The following is a 25,841-nucleotide window of genomic DNA, read 5'->3' as shown; positions in this document are numbered from 1 at the left end:
AATGCAAGTGGTATGATAACATTTTTGATCATTATATTTTATATTTAATAATTAATGAAAGTGACTTTTATAGTATTTTATTTATAAAATTAAGTATAAATTTTTTATTATTATATTTTTATCTTTTTTTAATAATTTTTATTAAAAATATTAAATATATGAATGAGATATATAAATATTACTTTTATATGTGAAAATACTAGACTTTACAAACTGTTTTTACAATGGGTTAAAAGCAATGTGTGGATATATGCTTTTGCTTTTTTTACCGCTTCAGTCATAGATTCATTTAATGCTAAATGCGCTGCAATAGCGCTTGAGAGAATGCAACCTGTTCCTCGCATTGTTCCTTTTAAACGTGGCGTAGAAATATTTATGACTTCAGTTTTGTCAATGAAGCTATCAATTGCAAGAGGACCCTCTGCATGTCCCCCTTTTACTAAAATAGATCGAGCTCCCAATGACAAAAGTTTTTTTGCTTGTTGTATTGCTTGCTTATCATGAGATGCCAATGGACTTTGGCTAAGAAGAGCTAGTTCTTCTCTATTTGGTGTTAAAAGAGTAACATGAGGAAGCAGTTTATCGATCATCGTGTAGATGATTGTTTCTGTTGTTAGTTTTCCTCCTGATGAAGCGACAAGTACGGGGTCCAGAATAACTGGAATATGGGGATAGTCTTTGAGTACGTTACAGATTGCTATTATAATTGCTTTTGTCCCCGTCATACCGATTTTTATTGCGCTTATTGGATTTGCTTCTAGGGCAGCACGCATTTGCGCAGCGACGAGGCCTCCACGCATTGGAGTGATTTCGACAACGCGATTATCATCTTGTACGTTAACACAAGTGATTGCTAAATTTGCTTTTATTTGAAAATGTGTGGCGGTTTCTATATCACGAATAATACCGGCACCTCCTGTTGGATCCGTGCCTGCAACAATAAGAATGGAAGGTATTAACGCCATGTTTGTGTCACTTTTATCCACTGCTGGACACGCTCTTCAGGTTTTTTATGGAGGATAATATCAGTCACAACAGCAGCACTATTTGCTCCTGCTTTTAAAACACCAACTGCGCGTTCTGGTGTTAAACCACCAATACCCACCAAAGGTAAAGCACCAATCCGTTTTCTCCATTGTTTGATTTTTTCTAGTCCTTGCGGCATCCATTTCATTTTTTTTAAGATTGTCGGATAAATAGGACCAAGTGCAATATACTCAGGATTGACAGAGAGTGCGATATCCAATTCATGTTCATCATGTGTACTAAGACCAAATTTTATACCACTTTTTCGAATTGCGTGAAGATCAGCATTGCTTAGGTCTTCTTGTCCCAGATGAATAAAATTGCACTTTTCATCAATTGCTATTTCCCAATGATCATTAATAATTAATTGTGCTCCCAATTTATTGCATATGTTTTTTGCGCGCTTGATATGTTGACGGATTCTTTGTTGATTTTCATGTTTCATACGCAATTGTACGAGCTTGATGCCAAGAGGGAGCAAACGTTCAACCCAATCAGCGTTATCAACGATGAGGTAAAATGGATCCAGTTTCATGAAAATACTGCTTTTCCAATCACTGGTGTTGAAGGGACCGCTACATTGCGTGCTTCGATCATGCCAGCTTTATATCCCATACGTCCTGCTTGAACAGCTTTAGAAAATGCTTCAGCCATTAAGACAGGATTACCTGCTTTAGCAACTGCAGTGTTAAGCAGTACTGCATCATAACCGAGTTCCATAGCAATGGTGGCATGTGATGGACGTCCAATACCGGCATCAACAACAAGAGTAATATCAGGAAGGTAAGCGCGGATAGAACGCAATCCATCAGTATTATGAGGTCCTTTGGCAGATCCAATAGGAGCACACCAAGGCATAATGACACGACAACCAACATCCAAGAGCTTTTCAGCAACAATGAGATCATCCGTTGTATAAGCAAAAATTTGGAATCCTTCATCATTTAAAATTTGCGCTGCTTCGATTAAGGAAAAAATATTTGGCTGTAAGGTGTCTGGGTTTCCTATCACTTCGAGTTTAATCCAAGCTGTTTTAAAGAGATCTCTTGCTAAATGCGCTGTGGTTACGGCCTCTTTAACAGTATAACAACCAGCAGTATTAGGAAGCACTGTTACCCCAAGTTCTTGAAGAAATTTCCAAAATTGTCCACCTTGTTTTCCACCTGCAGTTTCACGGCGCAAGGAAACAGTCACAATTTCCGTATTCGATTTATGAATAGCATCACGAAGGATTGCAGGTGAAGGATATTGCGCTGTACCTAATAGAAGACGGGAAGAGAATTGTCGTCCATAAAGATTCAGCATAATTTTAGCCTCCTTGCATTGGGCTTAAAATTTCAATTTTATCCCCTTCATGCAAGACAAATTGGCTTCGTGCATCTATGGAAACAACTTCAGCGTTAACAGCGGTTGCAAGCCAATTTCCTTCATATCCCAATTCTTCAAGTAAGAGACCGAGAGTCATAACTTCTGTTTGGACAGTTTCACCATTAACAAATATTTTCATGCTTTATTCCAATGCCAATTTCATTGCTTGTTTTGCCATTTCTGGAGACAAAAGAAAACCATGTCTATAAAATCCATTAATAAAAATACAATTACCATCTTTATGCACAGAAGGGAAGTTATCAGGATAACATGGACGAACACCAACGCCAGATTCAATAATTTCTGCTTCAGCAAAAGCAGGATGTAAAGTATAAGCCGCATTGAGCAGTTCCATCATTGATCTCACTGAGATTGCACCATCAAAGTCACTTTCAATCATTGTTGCACCAATCATAAAAATATTATCTTGTCGAGGTACAATGTAGAGAGGAAACCGTGGATGAAGAAGACGAATTGGACGCGAAATTTTAACATCGGTGCAGCGCACGAGAAGCATTTCGCCACGTACGCCCCGTATATTTTTATCTTTTCTTAAACGCGCTATTCCTGTCGCATCAATAACAATATCAAAATTTGTTTCAGCTGTCTCTACATCAACAAAACACGCTCCATTGTTGAGAAGCTTTTCTTTTAAAGCCATAAGTGCTTTGCGAGGATCAATATGGGCTTCATTTTCATAAAAGAGCGCACAGTTAAAACGTTCCGCAAGATCTGGTTCAAGATGAGCTATTTCTATATTATCTATGGTTTTGTGATTATGCGTGCGCTCAGAAAATCGTTCAAGCTCTCCTCTATCTCGTGTAGGTGCAACCACTAAAGTGCCTTTTTGTATGACAAGGTTGGGGAGCGTTTTACGCCACCACTGTATAGCTTGTATACCAAGATCTTCAACAATCTGTTCCGCATTTTCTCTCTCACAGTAAGGTGCGAGCATTCCTCCTGCATACCAACTAGCACTTCCTATAGGAGAATGAGGGGGAGCCGATATAGTAACAGAAACACCTTTTTGCTGTAACATAAAGGCAACCGTTAAGCCGCCTACACCTGTACCTTTGATAAGAATGTTCTTCAACTGTTTGCTTTCTCTTTTTGAGGAGAAACGATTTCCATATAAAGCTCACCATTTTTTTGATATTTCTCGGCCATGGCGATCATACCTTCCCCTTTTGTTTTTCTTATTGCTGCTGCCTCACGAATATCATGAGAAATACGCATAGAACAGAATTTTGGTCCACACATGGAACAAAAATGTACCAATTTATGGGCTTCTTTAGGCATTGTCTCATCATGAAAGGCACAGGCTGTTTCCGGATCAAGAGAAAGGTTGAATTGATCATACCATCTAAAATCAAATCGTGCACGCGAAAGAGCATTATCGCGCAATTGTGCTCTAGGCAAACCTTTGGCAAGATCAGCAGCATGAGCAGCAATTTTATAAGTGATCACACCAGTTTTTACGTCGTTTTTATCAGGCAATCCTAAGTGTTCTTTAGGTGTTACATAACACAGCATGGCAGTTCCAAACCATCCAATCATAGCAGCACCAATGGCCGATGTAATATGGTCATATCCCGGTGCGATGTCAGTTGTAAGAGGTCCCAAAGTATAAAAGGGTGCTTCATGACAGAGATCTAATTGTTTTTCCATATTTTCTTTAATTTTATGCATTGGGACATGTCCAGGTCCTTCAATCATAACCTGTACATCTTTTTCCCAAGCAATTTTTGTCAATTCTCCCAAAGTTTTAAGTTCAGCAAATTGGGCTTCATCATTAGCATCGGCAATAGAGCCAGGGCGCAATCCATCTCCCAAGGAAAGAGAAATATCATATGTGCGTGCAATATCACAAATTTCATCAAAATGTTCATAGAGAAAACTTTCTTTGTGATGATGCAGACACCATTTTGCCATAATAGAACCGCCTCTTGAAACAATACCCGTTATCCGATCAATAGTTAGAGGGATAAAAGGTAATCTTAATCCTGCATGAATAGTAAAATAATCAACACCTTGCTCTGCTTGTTCAATGAGCGTATCACGGAAAATATCCCATGTTAAATTTTCAGCGATACCCTGTACTTTTTCGAGTGCTTGATAAAGTGGGACAGTTCCTATGGGAACTGGGGAATTTCGAATAATCCACTCACGAATATTATGAATATTCCGACCTGTTGAGAGATCCATCACTGTATCTGCTCCCCAGCGAATGGCCCAAACCATTTTATCAACTTCTTCTGCCATAGATGAAGTAACTGCAGAATTTCCAATATTGGCATTAATTTTAACACGAAAATTGCGCCCAATAATCATTGGTTCGCATTCTGGATGATTGATGTTTTGAGGAATAATGGCGCGTCCGCAAGCAATTTCATTGCGAACAAATTCTGCAGTGTAAATTTCTGGTATTGATCCAGCAAATGTTTCATTTGATGGTACATTCTGCTGTTCTTTTACTGCTAATCCTTCATTTTCTCGTATAGCCACATATTCCATTTCTTCGGTAATAATGCCTGCGCGCGCATAAGCTATTTGTGTAACTGCTTTGCCATTTTTTGCTCGTAAAATGGGACGTTTTTGTTTAAAGGCTGGTGTAAGGTTTTTATCAGAAGCCAATCCATTATCTTCAGGTTTTACTGATCGTGCAGGATAAGTTTCAGTATCATCCCGCTTAGAGAGCCAAGGCAAGCTAATTGCTGGCAAGCCTTTTGTAATATCAATGATCATATCTTTATCTGTGTAAGGGCCAGAAGTATCGTAGACGCTTAAAGATTTTTCACTACTGCCATCAGTTAATGAAATTTCACGCAATGGGACGCGCACATCAGAAAAGAGAAGGCTCTGTTGATAAATTTTGCGTGAAGCGGGAAAGGGGCTACAACTGATTGATGGAGTATTTTTCTGCACAAACTTTTTCCTTATAGACATAGGGTTCAAAAATAGGTTGCGATGTTAATGGGGATGTATTCAAATTATCAATTACGAGCATTCGGATGAATAGGAATAGTATTGCTTTATAGTAAAGCAAACCCAATAAAGCTCAAGAAAACTTATTTTGAAAATTGATACAATATCTATTCTAATATTTGCATGTCTCCTCCCACTTAAAGTATTTTTGTTAATACGAATATGGTTGGCTTAAATATCTATATTGTCAATCATAAAAATATATTTAAACGATTTTGGTGTGTTTTTTAAGAGTGAAAATAGATATTATGAAGTGATAAACTATGATACTGAAGCTTTTATAAACAAGAATAAAGTTAAAAACGGATTATCAAGGAAAAATTAGATAGTTTATAGCTCTGACCGAGATTTTTTTCATATTAAAATAATAACTCAGAATACCATAAGATTCTCTCATCATACATCTTTTCATATAAAATCATTTCCTTGCACGTCATCAGTGGGAGCATATGGGGCAAAACACTTGAAGAAAGAAAGCCAAAAGTCATTCATGAACATTCTCAGATGCGAGGACTATTGCAATGTGGGGACCAACAAAATGTATGATGGGTTCCAGCTTGTATCTTCAAAAGCTTAAAGATGATGATCTATATTGTATCATTGACGTGCGCTGTCGTAAAATGAACGGAGTATATTTTGAGCAATATTTCTTTAAAAAGTGCGTGATATGCGGTACCATTATATTTTGTGCGGGGCATTCTATTTTTTATGATGGGATGTTCCCATTAAGAATGCGATAAACAAAAGCGTGAAACAATACCTAATCTTTATTATTAAAAATAATATTGCCTTGAATGTTTTGAAAATCGTAAAGCTGAATAAAAAAATGATGATGAAAATGAACAAAGGCTTTTCATCTTGAAATTTCATCAACAATTTTAAATAGTTGGAAGAGAGAGAAAAGCAAAAGGATCTATCTCAGCATAAAGTATTACGTAAATTCATTAATTAATTTGCACTAGAAATGTGTGCAAAACGCTGTGTTTTAGCTTAAGACGAGATAAAAATTCATTTTCTGAGACATAAAGCTCTTTGTTTTCATGGCAAAGTTATTCAAGAGTCATGTGGTATCGTGCAACAATATTACAGATAAGAAATCACTAATTATATACAAAAAGCTTTCTAATTATAATGGAGTACTCTTATTATTATAATACAAAAAGAGAAAAATTGAGTAAATTTGCATTAAAAAAATTTTAAACACTAAAATAGGTAATAAATAAAACAAACGCAAACAAAGAATTATTATGATAATGATTACCAAAGCCAAAAAACAATTTTAGAATAAGTAGGGAATTATGAGGAAGAGTAACCAAATTCCCACTAATATTGCTATTATTAGCAATTTTACAATTGGTAGCCATATAAAAGCGGCAGCTATACAGGAAAAGATGATTGGTATACCTCAGAGATAAAAAAATGTGTTAACAAGAGACTCATAGATAAATTCGTTAGTGAACTCTTTATCTACACTATCATAGCATTCTATAATCGCTTTTCATTGTCCCACTAATATCATAAAACTAGTTATGAACATTATGAAAGATATAAAAAACAGTTTATCTTTTAGATCTTGTTAAAAAATCATTTTTAAGTAGTGCAATTATATTAAATAATGAAGTAACCGCTGGAAAGAATAGAGAAGAGCACCAATAATTGTAAGATGTTGTTGAGAATAATTTATTATTCTTGCAAAAAAAATATACATATAATAATATATATAGAGGGATGTGCTAAGTGCGGGAGGGGAGAATTTTGTTGCGGGGCGCTTAAAAAATAGGGGTATTGTTTATAAAAATTGGGGGAGGGTGCTAGGTTATGTTTTTTAATGTTTTCCGGATCGGATACAACCTTCAGATTTGGTGAAGGTGTGTGATGTTTCTTTAGTATTTCAAAGTATTTCAGCGTGAAGAAGTGTCCATATTGAATATATTTTCTATGGTGCATTTAGATTAGACAAAAGCTTGTTCAAAAAAACATAATGAAGCATGCAACGAAGTTGAAGCTAACTTTTAAAATTTTAATACAAGTGATAGCCAAAAGATAGAGTTTCTTTGTTTTAAAATATCGACGCGATAGATTTAACCTATTGAAAAAAATAAAAAAAGATAATGTTTAAGTCAGAAACTTTCTATGTAGATGATAAGTTATTACATTCGATAATGGTTATATGAAATCCATAATAAGGAAAATTTTGAACAGTATTTATAAATTTTGCAATAAGACGCAAGATTTGAAAAATAATTATATAACAACAGCAAAGCAACAAAACAAGATATTAAGTAACATCAGATGAGGTGGTTACATTACACATTAGAAGAGAAAACATTAATACTAATGTTATGAAAAGCATCTGGTGAATTTAGGTTATTAAATTGCAAGGAGTGAAGAGAGATAAAATGCGTAAATACGGATGGTGCAGTGATTATGATGTACCAATCAACAGTGGCAGCACATTTTGGTGCACAGAACGAGAAGTTATTAGAAAAACTATGAAAATAATGGGGGATTTATAATGTCTAATATTTACGATTGGTCTCTAAAGGCTGATGAAAATGCTTATTCAGATAGTATCATTAATTGGGCAGAAGGTCAGCCGCCTAGTTCTGTTAATGATAGTGCACGGGCGATGATGCAGCGCGTGCGTGAATATCTTGCAGATAATGGTGGATCTATTAATTCAAGCTTTATAGTAAATGTGGAAGATAAAACAACATTAATTACCTTAAAGACAGTTTCGCCTATAAAGAAATACAATAATGATATCGTCATACGTTTTAAAGCTTGTGGTGTAAATATTGGCACGACAAAAATAACTGTTAATAATATAGGAGAAAAGCTTATCTATAAAGCAACTGATGCGGGGGTTATACCATTAGAAGGTGGAGAATTTCAAACAGATGGCATTTATGAAATGGTATACAATAATGGTGTTTTAATAAAAGAGCATGAGGGTTGGTATTTATTAAATCCTACACCACCAAAGATAGAAAGTTTCCCCTCTGGATTCATTGCAACATTTGCTATGCAAAATGTGCCAAATGGTTGGCTTTTGTGTGATGGTAAGGCCTATAAGCGTGAAGATTATCCGCGGTTATTCAATGCAATAGGTGATAAATGGGGAAAAGACAGCAATAAAACTTTTAAAGTTCCTGATTTTAGAGGCATGTTTTTACGCGGCTTTGATAATGGTCGGGGTTTAGATAGTGGTAGAAAATTTGCAGATGAACAACAAGATAGCATAAAATCGCATACGCATATTGGGAGTATTGAAAATGCAGGCGAGCATACGCATAATTTTGAGTATCAAGGGGTAGGATGGCCAGTTGGTGATATTGGGAGACTACCAAATCATTATACCTATAATGCGACCCTGAAAGGGAGAACAGGTTCTGCTGGTGCACATACACACAAGGTAACTCTTTCCCATACGGGTGAGGCAGAAACGCGCCCTGTTAATGCAACCGTTGTCTATGCTATAAAATCATGAGTATGTTTGAGTAATAATAATCTATACACCCTGATAATTTTGTTAACGCGGAGCAATTCCGCGTTATTTTCTAGCATATGAAGAGGAAATCTATACTGTTAATATGATACTTGAGAGAGTCAAAAAAAAACAATTTTTTAAAATGACAGATGACAAAAAAAGCTCATATAAAAATAAAAAAAATTCTTGAATATTTGCATGTTTTATTTTTCTATGGACTTTAGTTTTTAGATTGAAACCGATAGCTTAGAGATCTAATTTCATAGGAGGATGCCGTTTGAGGGAGTATAAATGGGATATCTTCTTTAGGTAATTCAGAAACGTTTAAAGAACAATGATAAACATCGCGGAGATTTTGTGTTGTTAAAACGTTAGTTGCATTTCCTTCGCAATAAATCTCTCCTTCCTTGAGCAAGATCATGTTATCGGCATAATGTGCTGCGAGATTGAGGTCATGAAGAACAGCAAGAACGCCGCCACCAGAATGGGCAAATTGTTTAGCAATATCCATAACGATGATTTGATGTTGAATATCGAGGCTAGCAATAGGTTCATCTAGTATCATCCAGCGAGGAATCCCATTATGAACAGGTTTCCAGATTTGACAAAGTACACGGGCAAGTTGTACTCTAGCTTGTTCTCCGCCTGATAATTGGTGATAATACAGGTTGCCATAATCAGAAAGGTCAACGCACTCTAAAGCTTTTTGGATAAGATTTTGCACTTTGGTTTTGGCAATGGTAAATTGGTTTACAGAAAGGCCAAGCCCTACAACTTCATGGACTAAGAATGGAAATACGAGCGTTGTTGATTGTGGTAGCACAGCGCGCATTTTTGCCATTTCATGAGTTTTTGTTTGGCATACATTATAACCATTTAAAGTTATTTTTCCACTGTAAGGAATTTCACCACTCAGAGCTTTGATAAAAGTACTTTTTCCTGATCCATTAGGACCAATAATAATGGTAAAAGCACCACTTTTAGCTTGAAGATTAATGTGTTTAAGAATCTGCTTCTTTCCGCGCTGAACACAAATATTTGTTGCTTTAATCATGAAAAGTCTGTTCCTCGTTTGCAGATAAGGATCCATAGAAAGAAAGGTGCACCAAAAAGTGCTGTTACAATTCCAATCGGTAATTCTGCGGGGGCAACAATTAAGCGTGCAAACGTATCAGCAAAAATAAGTAATGCTGCTCCTAAGAGAGCAGAGCAAGGAATGAGATAGCGATGATCAGGACCAATGAGCTGACGTAAAATATGAGGAACAATAATACCAATAAAACCAATACCCCCACTGACAGCAACAGCACTACCACACATAAGAGCAACAAGGGGAATAGCAATATTTTTAACGCGTTGAATATGGAAACCAATATGGCCAGCAACAGCTTCTCCAAGAGCAAGGGCATTAAGTGCTCGTGATAAAAAGGGAGAGAAAAGAAGACCAATAATGATGAAAGGGAGAACGAGCCATACTTTCAACCATGTAGCGCCCGCAAGAGAGCCAAGACTCCAAAAAGTGATATCACGGAGTTGTTGGTCATTTGCGATAAAAATCAATGTTCCGACAACTGCACTGCTTAATGCACCAAGAGCAATACCAGCAAGCAGCATGGTTGCAATAGAGGTAAAGCTATTATGCGTTGCTATTATGTAGAGAATAATCGTTGATAAAAGTCCACCAAAAAAAGCACCTATGATAACTTTGTAAGGCTCTAAAAAAGGTGCAAATGAAACAGGAAAAGCAATACCGATAACAATTGCTAAGACTGCTCCAAGTCCAGCACCTGCTGATACACCTACAATTCCTGGATCTGCAAGAGGATTACGGAAAAGCCCTTGCATAAGAACACCGGAGACAGCTAAAGCTGCTCCAATCAACAATCCAAAGATAACACGGGGAAGCCTTATATCGATAAGAATAAGATAATCACGTGTCTTACTACTCACTGAAAAGTCTTGCGTAAGCATCACATGAAGAAGATTAATGAAAGAAGCGCTTGATGCACCAAGTAAAAGCCCGCTAAAAATGCTAAAGGTAAGGAACACTACTAAGCTAAATAATAAAATTTTTCCCAATCTTGCACGGTTTAGTCTTTTATTCTCTTTTGTTTCAGGGGTACGCACCATGGATGGATTGTCTAGCATTTCTATCAACTCTTATCATTTTGATTTGTACCATAAAGTATATGGATAAGCTCTTTTGATGCATTTGCAGTGCGTGGACCAAATCCCAAAAGATACATGGCATCCATCTGTTTAATGGCGTGATTTTTTGCAGCAGTTGTTGCTTGAACTGCTGGAATGGCTAAAATTTTATCAATGTTAGCAGATTTTCTACCATGCTTGACAAGCAAAATAACATCCGGATTCGATTTCAATAACGCTTCGTTATTGAGAAGCTTATATCCTTTATAATCGGTAATAGCATTGATCCCACCTGAAAGTTTTATCATACCATCGGCAGCTGTCCCTGTTCCAGACGCCATAACACGCCCATTTTGTACTGATAAAACAAAAAGAACGCGCTTTGGTTTTGTTACTTTTTCCAAAAGCGCATCATTGTCGACAAAATCACGACTTATTTTTTCAATTAATGTAGCTGCCTGCATTTCCCGATGAATGGCTTTACCAACGAGGCGGATTTTTTCTATCACATTTTCACGGGAGTAGTCTTCTGGTATGATCACCAGAGGTATTGATGTTTTTTTGAGAATATCAATGGTTGAAGCGGGACCGCTTCCTTCAACAAGTAAGATGCCCTCTGGAGAAAGTGATAAAATACCTTCAGGAGAGAGCGCGCGCATATACCCAAGCACAGGAAGCTTGAGAGCTTCCTCTGGATAGACGCTTGTACTATCGCGAGCGATAAGTTGATCTTGTCCCCCTAATGCATAGACAATTTCTGTAAGTGCTCCGCCGATAGAAACAATTCGAGCATTTTCAGGAAAACCGGTTGTGGGTTCAGCAATTACTTGTTTAGAAAAACAGGTAAGAGAGAGCAGTAAACACATAAGAAAAAGGTTTGATAACCTATGCAAAAGAGATATGAACATGTCCGACCTTACCTTATCTTAGTTACTGCTGTTTTCTTGGCACGATGGTAAACCATTCAATAAAGAGCGCCAATCTTCACGTTCTTTTTGACCCTCCTTGCGTACGCCAAAGAATTGAATAATCATCTCGTCATCTTTATCGAAAACTTCAAGTGAGTTGACATACCCATCAATTGTAGGTTTGCGAACACGCCATACCTTTTTGATTCCAGAAACGAGTAAATGGAGGTGAAATTTCTGATCGAGAACATTAAGCCAAGGTCCCATTTGCTTAATATTCTTTACTTGTCCAGTAAAAATTTGGATACATCCTTTGTTTCCAACAAAACACATAATTGGTAACTCTTCTTGCGCAACTTGTTTGAGCATCATCTCAACAGCTTCTATTTTCAACTCATCGGCAAATTCATTTCCGGCATGTTTTACAGCATTATGTCGATTAATTTTCAGTTCAGAAATAATCCCATGAAGTTGATGCACATCAGTCATCTGTCGCCAACGATCTCGGAACTTTTCAACATCTAGCTTTGTCGTATCACATTGTACTGGAGTAGGAACGGGAGAAATATCAAGTACGGGTGATTGATCGTTATGAAGCAACTTGTCAACAAGTGCAGCCCATTCTTCCATATTTGTTGCGTCTTTAGAATAGAGCTTGAAGATAGCAATGCCATATTGATCAAAAAATTGCAGACTTTTCATAGGTGTTCCGAGAATAATCACGTCATGCTCGAAACCAAACTTCCACTGTTTTGAAAAAATACGCAAGTCTATTTCACCCAGTGTTATCGGAATATGCTGGCTTTGAACAATCTTCTCAAAACATCCTGTTATTTCATGGACAGCATTTTCATTCCGTGTTAATGCCATAACTGTTCCAAGTTTAGGAGCATTTTCCAAGAGAGTAGCGACATCAGTGCGTAGTTTTTTTGCTTTTCCAATTGTACAATAAGCCGCAATGAGTTCTGCTTCGGATATACCAATAGAGTCCGCGAAATCGCGGCTACGCATCTCCTTTTTTTCTTCACGCAAGCGAATAATCATTTCGGCTGTGTATGACATGGGCTTATCCCTATGTTTCCTGTTTGAAGGTTAATTGTTTAATTTTAAAACTCAAAGACAGTAAGTTGAACCACCATCAACTAATGGTTCAACTCACCACCAAATAAGCCTTTATTTTATCAACAGTAGAACAATAAAAACCAATAATTACAAATAGCTAAAGCGCTAACCTCAAAATTTGTTGTTCAAAGAACAATGGGAACAAAAACGCAATAATTTATGTTTTATCGATATAACCTTTTTAATTGATCTAATGGTTAACAAAAGTGACTAAAATTTTTGCACAAACGAAACTTTAAAGTTGCGACCCGGCTGACTATAATAATCCTTCGGTGTGGTACTCTTACCGGAAGGAAGATCCGATACATTCCAATATTTTTCATTGAACAGATTATAGACGCCCACCCTCACAACAAGGCCTTTCTCGCCGAATGGCTTCAACCAACCTGATACATCAACAACCTTGTATCCGGGTATCTTTTGATAATCAGAATCCTTAGCAACTTTATCACGTTTGGCAGATGAGGTAAGCACGACATCTGCACCCCAAGTTTCTTTTGCATATCCTATCCCGATAACTGCTTTAAAAGCTGGAATTGAGTTAAGATATTCATTTTTATCAGTGTCCTTTCCTTGTGAATAAGCAAGGGCAACATTGGCATGGAAACCATTATTAAGAACCCAATGTATTTTTGTTTCAGCACCATAAATACGCACATTCGCACGATTTGTATAATGACGACGCGAAAATCTGAATTCTTCTGAAGGCCCTTTATCTATAGTATCTATGAAGTCCTTATATTGATTGAAAAAGGCATTGAGTGTACCGCCGAAATTTTCATTTCCATATCGCACACCAACATCATACCCATTACTCGTTTCTGCTTTAAGATCAGGCTCTCCTTTCACATAATAGGCACCGGGTTTTATATAAGAGACGTAAAGTTCTGAAATGCGTGGTGCACGAAAAGCTTGAGCCCATTGAGCATAAAGTCTTATTTGATTACGCACATCCCACTCCACACGTAATTTGGGAGAAAAATGTGAACCACTTCTTTCTGGAGGAAATTTATCAGAAATCAGAGCTTTCTCATAAGAGGGTGTTTTCTGAGGGACATACTTATACCAATCATAACGAATTCCAGGTGTTACACGGAAATGGTTATCAGCAAAGGCAATTTCATCTTCGAAAACAAAACCCAAATTATAGCCATTTGTATCTGGTGAATCTGACCGATTAGCGGGTACAAAGAGGCACCCCCGTGCATTTTCCGGCAAGTGACAATTATCTTTCCCGAACAAATAATGATGAAATTTAGATGACATAACATTAGTGGCAAGCTTTAATGTATGATCTACAGTGCCAATATGAACTTTTTTAAGAGCATCAGCATTGAAACCATAATTAGTGTTACGCAAAAAATTGTCTCTCAAATAATCCCCGTTTGGGGCTGCAACACGAAATCCAGTCATAATATAACGATTTGACTGTCTTTGCCAATACATTTTTCCATGAAACGCATCAAGAACAGAATCTTCATTGCCGTTATAGTTATAAGAAAGAGAAAGGCGTTCACGAAGTTTGTTGTCTTTATCATAAACGGAACCTGGGGCATACCTTTTAGAAGCATCCAATGAATGTGTGTTTCTATCATCATCAAAACGCTCTGCGGTAAAACCAAGTCGGTGATTATCATTAAAGTATTGATGAATTTTAAAGAGCAAATTATTTCGGTCAAACTGAGCAGGATTTTTCCGTGTACGCTCTCCATAACCTTCTACGGTTCCCATATTTTTACGTTCATGACCTTCTACATGAGACCCTTGAAAAAGAAACAATGTTTGGTAATTACGCACCGCAATAGCTTGATCTACTCGCCAACTGTTATCAACAGAATGATAACCACCCTTTATAAGACCACCCCAATTCCTCCCTTCCTTGATAAGATCTTCAGGATTAAGAGTACGTAAAGCAACAACCCCCCCTAGAGCACCAGATCCATAAAGACTAGAATCTGATCCCTGAATAATATCAAATGTAGAAAGTGCACCAAAGTCAAATGTTGTATTTCCACCGTTCCCGCGCAATATATCATCGAACCATGGAAGAGCGATACCATCCATAGTTGTAAGGACACGATTTGCATCTAACCCACGAATTACAAAACTATTTTTTCCTGTGTTGTAAGTTATGGACGGATCAAGACGACTAACATCATGGACATCACTTATTTGTTTTTCATTAATATCCTTAGCGGTTTTATGATTGGTCAAAATGGTTACTGAACCTGAAGAATCTTCTATTTTTTTCCCTTTAATAACAATTGGCTTAAGTTCAGTTACAGCACCACGCTCTTCATCTCGTGCAAGAACAAATGAAGGGGTACAGACCGATAACGCACTTAAAATTATACAGCTTTTATAGATATTTTTTCGTCTTATTTGCATAACACATCACAACCCTTTTAACATCCCCTCTCTGTTTTGAAATTTATATTTATACAAAAAGGCTGGACTCGCTGATTAAAACTTGCCAGCCAAGTAGAAATGATTTTGAGAACAGCACAAAATCATTGAAAAACCATATTAAACATGACAAAATCAGTCAAGAAAAAAGTTGCAATTTCAAAATAGCCTGTTTTAATGAGGTTGAACACCAATATTAAGCTTAAAATAGTGGCAGAAGAAACGATGAATTTTGCAAATACAAGGCAATTATTAACTCTTTGGATTGGTGCATTTGTTGGAGCTTTCTTTTTGCATGTATTATTGGCAGCACAGTTTTATTTTCAAAGTACTGGTGTAAGTAATGGCTCGCTTTCGTCGACGATTATGCTGACTTTTGCGCAAGAGATTGTAGATCCAGATGTTAATATAGATTTATTGGACATTAATACAGAGCCAGAAGTATTACAGTCAGACCTTCTAGAGCAGGAGGAAGAGGGACAGGAATTCATGGATGAAGTTCAACCCGAGGAGCCTCAGCATACTGTAGAAAAAGATGATTTCAAGTCTTTGGAAGAACCTCTTCCTCAAAAAGTGGAGCATAAAGCGCTCGTCAAAAAAACAATACCGATGCTAAAGGCTAAAGTAAAGCGCTCCAATACAAAGGCGATACCTTCCTCTCCTACCAGTCAGAGTGCTAATGCAGCAGCGCTTGAGGATGCACTGTTAATGGAATGGTTGGCAAAGGTACAAGCACAATTAGAAAGGCAAAAAGAATATGTTGTTGGACATCGTACTAGCCGTGCAAAAGGAGCGGTAAAGTTAGAGTTTAGGGTACATGAGCAGGGGAGTATTTTTTCTAGCCGTGTTGTAGTTTCTGCTGGTGATCCAGAACTTGATCGTTTAGCTATGGTGGCACTTCAACGTGTTGGCACTTTTCCTCCGCCCCCTGCATCAAAGGTGAACAAAATTATCAGAGTGTCCCTGATATTTAGTTGATTTTTTATATGGGGCGCTTTTCTTATAACATATTGATTTATAATAATTATTTATAATTTGAATGAAAGTTAAAATATAGTTCGTTCGAATTTTTTGACGTTGCATCAATCAAAACCATTCGCTTACTTATGACACAAGTTGAGGGAGAGTATGGGTAAAAACTTCTAAAAAGCAGTGAATATACTTCTTATGAATGCTCTAAATGAAAGGGCTGTTACAACATTGGGAGTTAAGGTATGATAGAGCTATAGCTTTTATTCAGTAAAGGTTAATTGTGTCTAATCGCTTTTTATGCCATTCATGAAAGGATTTTTGTAAGTACTTTTCAGATACACCGTTGTGAAATGGGCTTAGAAACATTAAAACAAGAATATAAATAAGAAAAACATACTATTTTGGGATGCTCTGTTTTGTGTGAAGGATGTGAGCTTATATGTAAAAATGGGGAAAAAAGCAAAGCTTTATCTTCATCATTAAAAGATATTGACATATTTAAAAGTCGTAAAACCGAATGAAAAGGGAAGGGGTAGAAGAGAATTGTTTGTCTTTAAGGCTTTCTAACTCAATGAGTCTGTCTTTCTGTTATCAGAGATAATCCAAACGATATATATATATAATAAACGTACTCTTAATTTGGTATAGAAATGTTATAAGCAGAACAAAATAGTCTTTAAATATGTTGTTGCACAAGATTTGAATATTGACACTAATAAGCAACAATAAAATGACCTATTTGTTTCATTCTCCTCTTATATTTGTAATCATCTATGATATTGTCGTTTATGTTAAGAAGAAATGAACTATTTGTACGACATGTTGATTTATAATGATAACTCATCATTTTGTATTTGAAATAAAAGCCCCGAATAGGCTAGGGTTTTCTCATTTCGAATTTATTGATACTGAATCAATTAAAATTACTTGCTTATACATCATAAGCAGGTTGGTATGTGGGTACTATTTAAAAAGGAATAAAAACACTTCTTATGAACGCTTTCAAATACTATTTGTGAAGTTAAGGCATATTATTTCCGTTGACCAGAAAGCAGGTCGGTTTTTATATCTATTTTCCCAGTGAGTCTTGCTTTGTAGACACCATAATTTTCCATGACACGCATCACGTAATTACGTGTTTCTGTATAAGGAATACGCTCAATCCAATCAATGACGTTATCGAGAGGTTGTCCTCGAGGATCGCCATAACGTTTTATCCATTCATTGACTCGACGGGGACCCGCATTATAGCCAATAAGAGTTAGTATATAGGATCCATTAAAACGTTCCAATTGTTCATTGAGAAAATGGGCACCTAATGTTGCATTATAATGAGCATCACTGCTAAATTTTTTAGGAGACCATGCGATTGAGTATTTTTTTGCCAATGCTTTTGCTGTTGTAGGAAGCAATTGGAGTATACCTTGTGCACCTGCTTTTGATATGGCTGTTGGATTAAATTCGCTTTCTTGGCGTGCAATGGCATAGATAAGTGATTTTTCCTCTACAGAAATATTAGTAGAAGCTGGTATAGCTCCCAGAGGATGGGAGAGTGCACCAACATTTTTTCCCTGAAAAACAGCCATTTTTCCAATTTTGAGGCTGGTATAATAGTCTCCATTTTTTTCTGCCATAACAGCCAGAAGAGCTAATTCGCCGGGGCTTTCTATTTTTTTTCCGAGCTCTCTATAAAAAATTTTAGCAAAATCAGCATAGCCGGCTGCTTCAAGACGTTGAATTGCTTTGATCGCTTTTCGTGCACTAAAATGTTGTCGCTCAGCGGTTGTTGGTTTGGGAAAGGAAACTTTAAGCTTTTTTTGGTTGAGTCGTGCAGCGGCTAATTGACCATAGTAAGTTGCACCAAAATGAGCTGCACGATGAAAGTATAGCTGGGCATTTTTATGTTCTTCTAGCGTTTCTGCTGTTCGTCCCATCCAGTAATATCCACGTGATGCAGAAAAAGGTAAAGAAGAGAGTTGAGGAATACGTGAAAAATGCTGCATTGCCAATTTAGGGTTATGAAGAAACCGTAGTGCGTACCATCCTGCATGAAACTGAGCATCAATAGCTAATGCAGATGTTATACCAGTGTGCATTGCAACGAGTTGGTAAGCAATTTTTGGTTTGTTTAAATCGAGCATTTCACGAGAAAGGGCGCGTTGTTCTTTCCACAATGAATGAGGGTTCATAAGGCGGAGTGCATTTTTTGATGTTTTCATCATGAGTGCTGCAGCTGCATCATATTGCTCTGTTCGTCGAAGATGGCGTATTCGAGCAAACTGAAAAAGAGGATCTTTTTGCCATGATCTCTCTACAGCCTTTAATTTTTGTGTAGCTCTAGGATCATTTTTTTCAACAGCCACAAAAGCATCAAAAAGAGATTGAGCATGGGCTAATTTTGCAATGCGTGCTGCTGAATCAAAACGATATGCATACAGCATAAACTGCATGCGTTTCAAATGATCAATAGGTTTTAATGCAGCGCTTGCATTTTTAAGAACAAATATTTCTTCTTTTGCATTAAGCTGTGTTTTATGCCACCATGGCGCAATAACGTGTCGAGCACGGGTGGTTTGTCCCGTTGCGATAAGTGCTTTAGCGAAGAGAGCCATTCCTTGCGCTGTTTGGGGCGGGTGATGAGAAAATTTTTGGATGATTGCGTGTGTAACGTTGGTTTCGTTAAGAAAAGCACGTTCAGCATTGCGTTGCATCGTTTCTATACCTGGCCATCCTTTTAGCATGTTGATTGCATTAAATATTTCAGAACTTGGTATATTAGCTTGGTTTGATACCCCCAGCGCCCATGTCAAAATATAACGATCAAGACTATGTTTTTCCATTGAATTACGAAGATTTATTGTTTTTGCAATATTGTTGTTTGCTAGTGCATCTAGCCCAGCTTTCAGTTGCTGAAGTGTAGCAGTATTGTGTGATGTCGTGTGTATCTGTTGAAGAGGCTCTAGAGCTTCTTTTTCGGTAAAGGGAGTAGGGCGCAACAAAGGGATTGGCGCTTTCCCGTGCAAAAGGGGTGTTTGCGCGTATGCACTTGAAAATAAAATTCTTATTGCCAGTATAAGTGCAATAAAGGTTGGTACGAAAAGAGAGGTGGAAAATACACGCATAGAGAAAAGACCTTAAGACCTTGCTTTTTGTAAAAACTTAAGGATTTATAGAACACAAGCATGAAAAACGCGTTAATATAGACGGTTTATTTTAAAGAAATGTGCAACATTTAAGGAGGGAGATTTTTATCTTATGAGGGCTTTTTTTGAAATTCATCTTGCTTCAATGATAGAGCAAGATTATGCTCTATTTAAAATTTATAAAAGGCGATTATTAAAAAAATAAAAGCGAACATTATAGGGAGTTTATCATGCTCAAGGGAGCTATAACTGCGCTTATTACACCGTTTGACAATAAGGGCGCAATTGATGAGAAGGCGTTTTGTGATTTTATTGAATGGCAGATCACACAAGGGATTAACGGTGTAAGCCCAGTTGGGACAACCGGTGAATCAGCAACGTTAAGTCATGAAGAACATAAGCGGATTATAGAATTGTGTGTTGAGCAGGTCGCAAAGCGTGTTCCTGTTGTTGCTGGAGCGGGATCAAATAGTACAAGTGAGGCTGTAGAGCTTGCACAATACGCGCAAAAAGCTGGTGCAGATGCAGTTTTGGTTGTCACTCCCTATTATAATAGACCAAATCAATCTGGTTTATACAAACATTTTTCTTCCATTGCCAAAGCTGTTTCTATTCCGATTATAATTTATAATATTCCTGGTCGTTCTGTTATCGATATGGCTGTGGAAACGATGAAAGACCTTTATCAAGATTTTAAAAATATCATTGGTGTAAAAGATGCAACGAGCAGAATTGAACGCGTTAGTGAACAACGTGAAAAGTGTGGGAAGGATTTTGTACAGCTTTCCGGTGATGATTGTACAGCGTTAGGTTTTAATGCACATGGAGGTATGGGGTGTATTTCAGTTTCCTCCAATGTTGCTCCAAAGCTTTGTGCAGAGCTTCAGTCCGCTTGTTTTCGTGGTGATTATAAAACAGCACGAGAATTAAATGATCGCTTGATGCCTCTTAATCGAGCTGTGTTTATTGAACCTAGTCCAGCAGGTATTAAATATGCTGCTGCAAAATTAGGATTTTGTGGTGATACTGTGCGTTCTCCGATTGTTCCATTAACAGAAAGAACAAAGAAGATTATTGATGCAGCCCTCAGTCATGCTGGTCTTTTAAAAGCATAACAATGATATTGACAAAGCCATGAATAAAAAAAAGAACGCGCCCGTACGGAAAATAATTGCTGACAATCGTAAAGCACGTTTTAATTTTGAAATCCTTAATAATCTCGAGGCTGGTCTTGTCCTTCAGGGAGCGGAAGTGAAGTCCTTACGTTCTAATCATGCCAATATTGCTGAAAGCTATGCGAGTTTTGAGAATGGGGAATTATGGTTAGTAAACAGCTATATTCCTGAATATACGCAGGCTAATCGTTTTAATCATGAACCACGACGTTTGCGCAAATTATTACTTTCAAAACGTGAGATGGCACGTTTTTTTAATGCAACGTCTCGTGAAGGAATGACACTTGTTCCTCTCAAACTTTATTTTAATGAACGAGGGCGCGTTAAGTTGGAGATCGCTCTAGCGCGGGGGAAAAAGCTTCATGATAAGCGCGAAACGGAAAAAAAACGCGATTGGGGACGTGAAAAAGCAAGACTTTTAAAAAGATATGGATGACGGATGCGATCTAGATATCCTTTATTTATAGCGCTATTTAAAACAGTTTTAGCATTGATCTAAGTATGTTTTTGCTGCCTGAAAAATTTGGTGAAACATGGCGTCTGTCAGGCGTCCAGTATTTGTATTATAACGAGAACAGTGATAGCTCGAAAAGATGCGTAATCTGCCGATGTTATTGATTTCGCCGTGTCCAAAAGGGTGAGCTAAAACTTTTGCATTAAGGGCACGTATCGTTGAGTGGTGCGCAATGGTGCCTAAGGTAATAACGGCTTTAAGTTTGGGAAGATTTGTTAAAAGAGGTGAGAAGAAATAGCGGCACGTGTTGATTTCTGCACCGGTGGGTTTATTTTCTGGTGGAACACAACGAACAGAGTTAACGATTGCTGCATCAATAAGTTCAAGAGTATCATCTGCTCTTTCTTTAAAGGTTCCTTGGGCAAAACCAAATTTTTTTAAAGTTGAATAAAGTAAGTGCCCAGCATAATCACCAGTAAATGGACGTCCAGTTCGATTTGCTCCGCGTAATCCAGGAGCAAGCCCAACAATAAGAAGGCGTGTTGTGTCTGGCCCTTTATAAGGAAAGAATGGGCGCACCGGTGCATTATACCAACTTGGTTCTTTTACACGCCAGCCAGCGATAAATTGATGAAGCCTAGGACATAAGTTGCAATTTTGGGGTGGTTCTGGGCAAAGTGGTGTTAATTGGCTATTCATGGTGTTAGGCATCAATCGTTTTTTCTATTTTTTTGAGTCTTTTATAGCGTATATGACGGGTTATGTTTTGAGAAACAATCTATAATGAATATAAATAAAATTTAGTATAAACTTATTGCTAATTATTATGTAAAGAGAGGTGATCTTTCAGTAATTTATTCGATGAATAAGAGTACAATACATATGATGTTCAAAGAAAAAAGTTTTTTCTTTAAATAAAGATATTATCATAAAAAGTATGTATAAGGTTGCTGTTATTGCAAAGGATTTTAAACAGCTGATATTCCTTTTAAAAGGATAAAGACTCCAGACAAGCATTTTGTCAAGAAAGACCTCCCTTTGTTTGAAGCCAATCTATTGGAATGCTTTTAAGAGCAGCTTTGATAACGAGCATGAATAGGTTATACATTTTTATAAATTTTCTAAGAATTTTCTTAAATAAGTTCTTTAATCAAAAAATATAAAATTTTGTGTTGTTTTTCTTGTGTTTTATTTTGATTATTGTATATACTTTCCTATCCGCTATTAATTTTTTTATTTGAGAAAGAGGCATAAATGGCCCGCGTAACGGTAGAAGATTGTATTGATAAAGTTGACAACCGCTTTGAATTGGTACTTTTAGCAGGTCATCGGGCGCGTCAGATTTCACAAGGAGCGCAGATTACAGTTGATCGTGATAATGATAAAAATCCAGTTGTTGCTTTGCGTGAAATAGCAGAAGAGACATTGTCGCCTGCTGATTTAAAGGAAGACCTTATTCATTCTCTGCAAAAGCATGTAGAAGTAGATGAGCCAGAAATGGCAAGTGAATTTATTACCCATTCGGATGAAGCTGAAAGTGTTTTTAATACGTCGTCGCAAGAAGAAGGTATTTCATTTGATCATATGTCAGAAGAAGAGCTTTTGGCGGGTATTGAAGGTTTGGTTGTTCCAGAAAAAAGTGACGATTATTAATTGCGGTAATTTATATTACAGGGGTAAAGATGCTTTGTCTGTAAGGAGCGGTTGTTTTTCTTGTCTTTATTGATAAGACGTGTTCAATAGAGATTAGGGGTGTGAAAAGATAAAGGATATGCTCGTATGATGCGTCAGTGTGAGCTTGTTGGACGTGTTCAACGTTACAAGTCTGACGTAGATGAGGCTCTTTTAAACAAGGCCTATGATTATGCAATGAGAAAGCATGCACATCAAAAGCGTGCCTCAGGCGATCTTTATTTTTCTCATCCTTTAGAAGTTGCTGCTATTTTGACAGATATGCGGTTGGATGAGGCAACGATTGCTGTTGCTCTTTTGCATGATACAATTGAAGATACAAGCGCTACACGAGCAGAAATTGATCAGCTTTTTGGTTCTGAAATTGGGAAGTTGGTTGAAGGACTTACAAAGCTTAATAAGCTTGATCTTGTATCCAAGAAAGCCGTACAGGCAGAAAATCTTCGTAAACTTCTTATTGCCATTTCTGATGATGTTCGTGTTCTTTTAGTCAAACTTGCTGATCGTCTTCATAACATGCGCACCCTTGGTGTTATGCGTGATGAGAAGCGCCGGCGAATTGCTGAGGAGACGATGGATATTTATGCGCCGCTTGCTGGTCGTATGGGTATGCAGGATATGCGAGAGGAATTAGAAGATCTCTCTTTCTTTTATTTAAATCCAGAAGGTTATCGTACGATTACCAATCGTCTTTCTGAGTTATCAAAACGCAACCGTGATTTGCTTTCCACAATTGAAAACGAGTTGACGAAACTTTTTTTCGAGCATGGCATTAAAGCGAATGTTAAAAGCCGTCAGAAAAAATCGTATTCCGTCTTTCGCAAAATGGAAAGCAAGGCGCTCTCTTTTGAACAATTATCCGATATTTTTGGATTTCGTGTGATTGTTGAAACAGTGCATGATTGTTATCGCGCTCTTGGTGTTATTCATACGACGTGGCCAATGGTTCCTGGTCGTTTTAAAGATTATATTTCTATACCAAAGCAGAATGATTATCGTTCCATTCATACAACGATTGTGGGACCATCGCGACAACGTGTTGAATTGCAGATTAGAACTGCTGCTATGGATGAAATTGCTGAATATGGCGTTGCGGCACATTCCATTTATAAAGAGCAAGGTTCTAATTATTCGGCTTCGAGGTTATCAAATGAAACAAATGCGTATGCATGGTTGCGTCAAACGATTCAATCTTTGTCAGATGGAGATAATCCGGAAGAATTTTTAGAACACACAAAGCTTGAGCTTTTTCAAGATCAAGTTTTTTGTTTCACGCCGAAAGGTCGATTAATTGCTTTTCCTAAAGGAGCTACGCCTATTGATTTTGCTTATGCCGTCCATACCGACATCGGTGATTCTTGTGTGGGTGTGAAAATCAATGGTCGTATTATGCCTTTAATGACCAAATTAAAAAATGGTGATGAGGTTGATATTATTCGTTCACACGCTCAAATTCCACCAGCTGCATGGGAATTTCTTGTTGTCACAGGTAAAGCACGTTCAGCTATTCGACGAGCAAGTCGTGCCGCGGTACGTAAACAATATTCGGGTTTAGGATATCGTATTCTAGAGCGTTCATTTGAATATATGGGAAAACAATTTTCAAAAGACGTTTTGAAGAAAGTTTTGCCACGTTTAGCACGTAAAGATGTAGAGGATGTATTGGCTGCTGTTGGGCGTGGAGAGCTGTTTTCCGCTGATGTGATTAAAGCGGTTTATCCTGATTATCAAGATCACCGTGTGATACAAAAGTCATCTTTTAAGCCTGGGGAAGAAGGTTGGTTTAATATTGAGAATGCTCAAGGTATGATTTTTAAAGTTCCAGAAAATGAAAAGAATGCAATGGTCGAGAATCATCAATCTAAAGCATTGCCTATTAGAGGAACCCGTGGAGATATACCCGTACGTTTTTCACCGGAAGGAGCAGTACCTGGAGATCGGATTGTTGGTATTATGCAGCCTGGGGCTGGGATCGTTATTTATCCAATACAGTCTTCAGCTTTGATGGCGTACGATGATCAGCCAGAACGATGGATTGATGTCCGCTGGGATATTGATGCCCAAATGAATGAACGTTTTCCTGCACGGATGAATATTTTGGTTGTAAATAGTCCTGGTTCTTTGGCTGAAATCACACAAATAATTTCTGCTAACGATGCCAATATCCAAAATTTATCTTTTATCCGTACAGCACCGGATTTTACAGAAATTATGATTGATTTGGAAGTGTGGGATTTAAAACATTTGAATCGTATTTTTTCTCAGTTAAAAGAGGCAGGTTCAGTAAGTACAGTACGGCGGGTTCATGGATAAAAAGAAAGATTTTGCAATGAATACACAAGACGTCATTGATATTTTTAAACAAGCAGATGCTATTCTAGAAGGGCATTTTATTTTAACATCGGGGCGCCATAGTGCGACTTATATGCAAAAAGCGAAAGTATTCATGCATGCTGACTTGACGGAAAAGTTATGTCGTGGATTGGCAGAAAAAATCAAAAAATCTATCGAGGGAAAAATTGATTATGTTGTTGGTCCCGCAATTGGCGGTCTTATTCCTTCCTATGAAACTTCACGTCACCTTGGTATTCCTTCTCTTTGGGTAGAGCGTGTAAATGGCATCTTTGAATTGCGTCGTTTTGAAATCAAGAAGGGTGCACGGGTTGTTATTGTCGAAGATATTGTGACAACGGGTCTTTCCATTCGTGAGACTATTGAGGCGCTCGTTGCAGCAGGAGCAGAGGTATTGGCCAGTGCATGTATCCTTGATCGTTCTGGTGGTAAGGTCAATGTTGGAGTTCCATTGATTGCGCTTGCTGAATATGAAATAACCTCTTATACTAGTGATGCACTTCCTGCAGAGCTTTCTGTTCTTCCAGCGATTAAACCAGGCAGTCGAAATATTTAATTGTCTTTCTATTTTTTTTTGTGCAAAAGCTTAAAAAGATTAAT

Annotated in this window: 20 protein-coding genes; 7 read left to right on the top strand and 13 right to left on the bottom strand. The window is 37.4% G+C overall.

What is annotated here, in order from left to right; all coding sequences use genetic code 11:
• Window positions 1-206 precede the first annotated feature (206 nt).
• Genes ACFIKO_RS01535 through thiC form a run of 6 tightly spaced genes read right to left on the bottom strand, consistent with a single transcriptional unit; the run spans window position 207 to window position 5,319 of the window.
• Window positions 207-965 (bottom strand): hydroxymethylpyrimidine/phosphomethylpyrimidine kinase, encoded by a 759-nt coding sequence (locus ACFIKO_RS01535; RefSeq protein WP_375673111.1) that lies wholly within the window; start codon window positions 963-965, stop codon window positions 207-209.
• Complete coding sequence (locus ACFIKO_RS01530; protein ID WP_375673110.1) at window positions 956-1,561, bottom strand: thiamine phosphate synthase; 606 nt, start codon at window positions 1,559-1,561, stop codon at window positions 956-958. The genes ACFIKO_RS01535 and ACFIKO_RS01530 overlap by 10 nt, the downstream gene beginning before the upstream one ends.
• Window positions 1,558-2,331: a thiazole synthase gene (locus ACFIKO_RS01525; RefSeq protein ID WP_375619381.1), complete on the bottom strand. Its 774-nt coding sequence runs from the start codon at window positions 2,329-2,331 to the stop codon at window positions 1,558-1,560. Before ACFIKO_RS01525 ends, ACFIKO_RS01530 begins: the two co-directional genes overlap by 4 nt.
• A gap of 4 nt (window positions 2,332-2,335) precedes the next feature.
• On the bottom strand, window positions 2,336-2,533 hold the full coding sequence (gene thiS / locus ACFIKO_RS01520) for a sulfur carrier protein ThiS (protein ID WP_375619382.1): 198 nt from the start codon (window positions 2,531-2,533) through the stop codon (window positions 2,336-2,338).
• Window positions 2,534-2,536: 3 nt separating this feature from the next.
• Complete coding sequence (thiO, locus tag ACFIKO_RS01515) at window positions 2,537-3,487, bottom strand: glycine oxidase ThiO (RefSeq protein ID WP_375619383.1); 951 nt, start codon at window positions 3,485-3,487, stop codon at window positions 2,537-2,539.
• Entirely contained in the window at window positions 3,484-5,319 is a 1,836-nt protein-coding gene (gene thiC, locus ACFIKO_RS01510) for a phosphomethylpyrimidine synthase ThiC (RefSeq protein ID WP_375673109.1), read from the bottom strand. Before thiC ends, thiO begins: the two co-directional genes overlap by 4 nt.
• A gap of 2,575 nt (window positions 5,320-7,894) precedes the next feature.
• Here thiC and ACFIKO_RS01505 point away from each other — a divergent pair.
• A complete protein-coding gene (locus ACFIKO_RS01505) occupies window positions 7,895-8,869 on the top strand; it encodes a tail fiber protein (RefSeq protein ID WP_375673108.1) in 975 nt (324 codons plus the stop codon).
• Between the two features lie 220 nt (window positions 8,870-9,089).
• On the opposite strand, the gene ACFIKO_RS01500 is transcribed toward ACFIKO_RS01505, so the two are convergent.
• The 5 genes from ACFIKO_RS01500 to ACFIKO_RS01480 form a co-directional block, all read right to left on the bottom strand.
• Window positions 9,090-9,923 carry a heme ABC transporter ATP-binding protein gene (locus ACFIKO_RS01500; RefSeq protein WP_375619386.1) on the bottom strand — a complete coding sequence of 278 codons (834 nt, stop codon included), beginning with the start codon at window positions 9,921-9,923 and terminating at the stop codon, window positions 9,090-9,092.
• A complete protein-coding gene (locus ACFIKO_RS01495; protein ID WP_375673107.1) occupies window positions 9,920-11,017 on the bottom strand; it encodes a FecCD family ABC transporter permease in 1,098 nt (365 codons plus the stop codon). Before ACFIKO_RS01495 ends, ACFIKO_RS01500 begins: the two co-directional genes overlap by 4 nt.
• A 5-nt stretch (window positions 11,018-11,022) precedes the next feature.
• Window positions 11,023-11,925, bottom strand: a complete 903-nt coding sequence (locus ACFIKO_RS01490) for a hemin ABC transporter substrate-binding protein (protein ID WP_375673106.1) — start codon at window positions 11,923-11,925, stop codon at window positions 11,023-11,025.
• Window positions 11,926-11,943: 18 nt separating this feature from the next.
• The gene (locus ACFIKO_RS01485; RefSeq protein WP_375673105.1) at window positions 11,944-12,987 is read right to left on the bottom strand and encodes a hemin-degrading factor; all 1,044 of its coding nucleotides are present in this window, start codon (window positions 12,985-12,987) and stop codon (window positions 11,944-11,946) included.
• A 270-nt stretch (window positions 12,988-13,257) separates the two neighbouring features.
• Window positions 13,258-15,435: a TonB-dependent hemoglobin/transferrin/lactoferrin family receptor gene (locus tag ACFIKO_RS01480; protein WP_375619390.1), complete on the bottom strand. Its 2,178-nt coding sequence runs from the start codon at window positions 15,433-15,435 to the stop codon at window positions 13,258-13,260.
• A gap of 243 nt (window positions 15,436-15,678) precedes the next feature.
• Here ACFIKO_RS01480 and ACFIKO_RS01475 point away from each other — a divergent pair, with 243 nt between their 5' ends.
• The gene (locus tag ACFIKO_RS01475; RefSeq protein ID WP_375673159.1) at window positions 15,679-16,431 is read left to right on the top strand and encodes an energy transducer TonB; all 753 of its coding nucleotides are present in this window, start codon (window positions 15,679-15,681) and stop codon (window positions 16,429-16,431) included.
• 1,025 nt (window positions 16,432-17,456) lie between these two features.
• On the opposite strand, the gene ACFIKO_RS01470 is transcribed toward ACFIKO_RS01475, so the two are convergent.
• Entirely contained in the window at window positions 17,457-19,547 is a 2,091-nt protein-coding gene (locus ACFIKO_RS01470; protein ID WP_375619391.1) for a lytic transglycosylase domain-containing protein, read from the bottom strand.
• Between the two features lie 251 nt (window positions 19,548-19,798).
• Between ACFIKO_RS01470 and dapA the strand changes: the two genes are divergently transcribed.
• Window positions 19,799-20,683, top strand: coding sequence for a 4-hydroxy-tetrahydrodipicolinate synthase (gene dapA / locus ACFIKO_RS01465; RefSeq protein ID WP_375619392.1), 885 nt, complete (start codon window positions 19,799-19,801; stop codon window positions 20,681-20,683).
• A gap of 19 nt (window positions 20,684-20,702) precedes the next feature.
• Window positions 20,703-21,179 (top strand): SsrA-binding protein SmpB, encoded by a 477-nt coding sequence (smpB, locus tag ACFIKO_RS01460; protein WP_012231306.1) that lies wholly within the window; start codon window positions 20,703-20,705, stop codon window positions 21,177-21,179.
• 48 nt (window positions 21,180-21,227) lie between these two features.
• On the opposite strand, the gene ACFIKO_RS01455 is transcribed toward smpB, so the two are convergent.
• Window positions 21,228-21,896 (bottom strand): uracil-DNA glycosylase, encoded by a 669-nt coding sequence (locus ACFIKO_RS01455; protein WP_375673158.1) that lies wholly within the window; start codon window positions 21,894-21,896, stop codon window positions 21,228-21,230.
• 555 nt (window positions 21,897-22,451) lie between these two features.
• Here ACFIKO_RS01455 and rpoZ point away from each other — a divergent pair.
• From rpoZ to pyrE, 3 genes are all read left to right on the top strand, one after another.
• Complete coding sequence (rpoZ, locus tag ACFIKO_RS01450) at window positions 22,452-22,850, top strand: DNA-directed RNA polymerase subunit omega (RefSeq protein WP_375619393.1); 399 nt, start codon at window positions 22,452-22,454, stop codon at window positions 22,848-22,850.
• 126 nt (window positions 22,851-22,976) lie between these two features.
• On the top strand, window positions 22,977-25,202 hold the full coding sequence (locus ACFIKO_RS01445) for a RelA/SpoT family protein (protein ID WP_375619394.1): 2,226 nt from the start codon (window positions 22,977-22,979) through the stop codon (window positions 25,200-25,202).
• 16 nt (window positions 25,203-25,218) lie between these two features.
• Window positions 25,219-25,797, top strand: coding sequence for an orotate phosphoribosyltransferase (pyrE, locus tag ACFIKO_RS01440; protein WP_375647101.1), 579 nt, complete (start codon window positions 25,219-25,221; stop codon window positions 25,795-25,797).
• The last annotated feature ends 44 nt before the right edge of the window (window positions 25,798-25,841 follow it).

Origin of the sequence: Bartonella sp. TS82HLJMH, assembly GCF_042193495.1 — a bacterium.
Taxonomy (GTDB): domain Bacteria; phylum Pseudomonadota; class Alphaproteobacteria; order Rhizobiales; family Rhizobiaceae; genus Bartonella; species Bartonella grahamii.
The sequence above is the reverse complement of the archived record's forward strand: the minus strand, read 5'-3'. Positions and strand labels throughout refer to the sequence as shown.

What these genes read in the sequence shown, in the direction of transcription:
- ACFIKO_RS01535 (WP_375673111.1), bottom strand. Translation starts at nt 965, where the DNA reads ATGGCGTTAATACCTTCCATTCTTATTGTTGCAGGCACGGATCCAACA.
- ACFIKO_RS01530 (WP_375673110.1), bottom strand. Translation starts at nt 1,561, where the DNA reads ATGAAACTGGATCCATTTTACCTCATCGTTGATAACGCTGATTGGGTT.
- ACFIKO_RS01525 (WP_375619381.1), bottom strand. Translation starts at nt 2,331, where the DNA reads ATGCTGAATCTTTATGGACGACAATTCTCTTCCCGTCTTCTATTAGGT.
- thiS (WP_375619382.1), bottom strand. Translation starts at nt 2,533, where the DNA reads ATGAAAATATTTGTTAATGGTGAAACTGTCCAAACAGAAGTTATGACT.
- ACFIKO_RS01505 (WP_375673108.1), top strand. Translation starts at nt 7,895, where the DNA reads ATGTCTAATATTTACGATTGGTCTCTAAAGGCTGATGAAAATGCTTAT.
- ACFIKO_RS01500 (WP_375619386.1), bottom strand. Translation starts at nt 9,923, where the DNA reads ATGATTAAAGCAACAAATATTTGTGTTCAGCGCGGAAAGAAGCAGATT.
- ACFIKO_RS01495 (WP_375673107.1), bottom strand. Translation starts at nt 11,017, where the DNA reads ATGCTAGACAATCCATCCATGGTGCGTACCCCTGAAACAAAAGAGAAT.
- ACFIKO_RS01490 (WP_375673106.1), bottom strand. Translation starts at nt 11,925, where the DNA reads ATGTTCATATCTCTTTTGCATAGGTTATCAAACCTTTTTCTTATGTGT.
- ACFIKO_RS01485 (WP_375673105.1), bottom strand. Translation starts at nt 12,987, where the DNA reads ATGTCATACACAGCCGAAATGATTATTCGCTTGCGTGAAGAAAAAAAG.
- ACFIKO_RS01480 (WP_375619390.1), bottom strand. Translation starts at nt 15,435, where the DNA reads ATGCAAATAAGACGAAAAAATATCTATAAAAGCTGTATAATTTTAAGT.
- ACFIKO_RS01475 (WP_375673159.1), top strand. Translation starts at nt 15,679, where the DNA reads ATGAATTTTGCAAATACAAGGCAATTATTAACTCTTTGGATTGGTGCA.
- ACFIKO_RS01470 (WP_375619391.1), bottom strand. Translation starts at nt 19,547, where the DNA reads ATGCGTGTATTTTCCACCTCTCTTTTCGTACCAACCTTTATTGCACTT.
- dapA (WP_375619392.1), top strand. Translation starts at nt 19,799, where the DNA reads ATGCTCAAGGGAGCTATAACTGCGCTTATTACACCGTTTGACAATAAG.
- smpB (WP_012231306.1), top strand. Translation starts at nt 20,703, where the DNA reads ATGAATAAAAAAAAGAACGCGCCCGTACGGAAAATAATTGCTGACAAT.
- ACFIKO_RS01455 (WP_375673158.1), bottom strand. Translation starts at nt 21,896, where the DNA reads ATGAATAGCCAATTAACACCACTTTGCCCAGAACCACCCCAAAATTGC.
- rpoZ (WP_375619393.1), top strand. Translation starts at nt 22,452, where the DNA reads ATGGCCCGCGTAACGGTAGAAGATTGTATTGATAAAGTTGACAACCGC.
- ACFIKO_RS01445 (WP_375619394.1), top strand. Translation starts at nt 22,977, where the DNA reads ATGATGCGTCAGTGTGAGCTTGTTGGACGTGTTCAACGTTACAAGTCT.
- pyrE (WP_375647101.1), top strand. Translation starts at nt 25,219, where the DNA reads ATGAATACACAAGACGTCATTGATATTTTTAAACAAGCAGATGCTATT.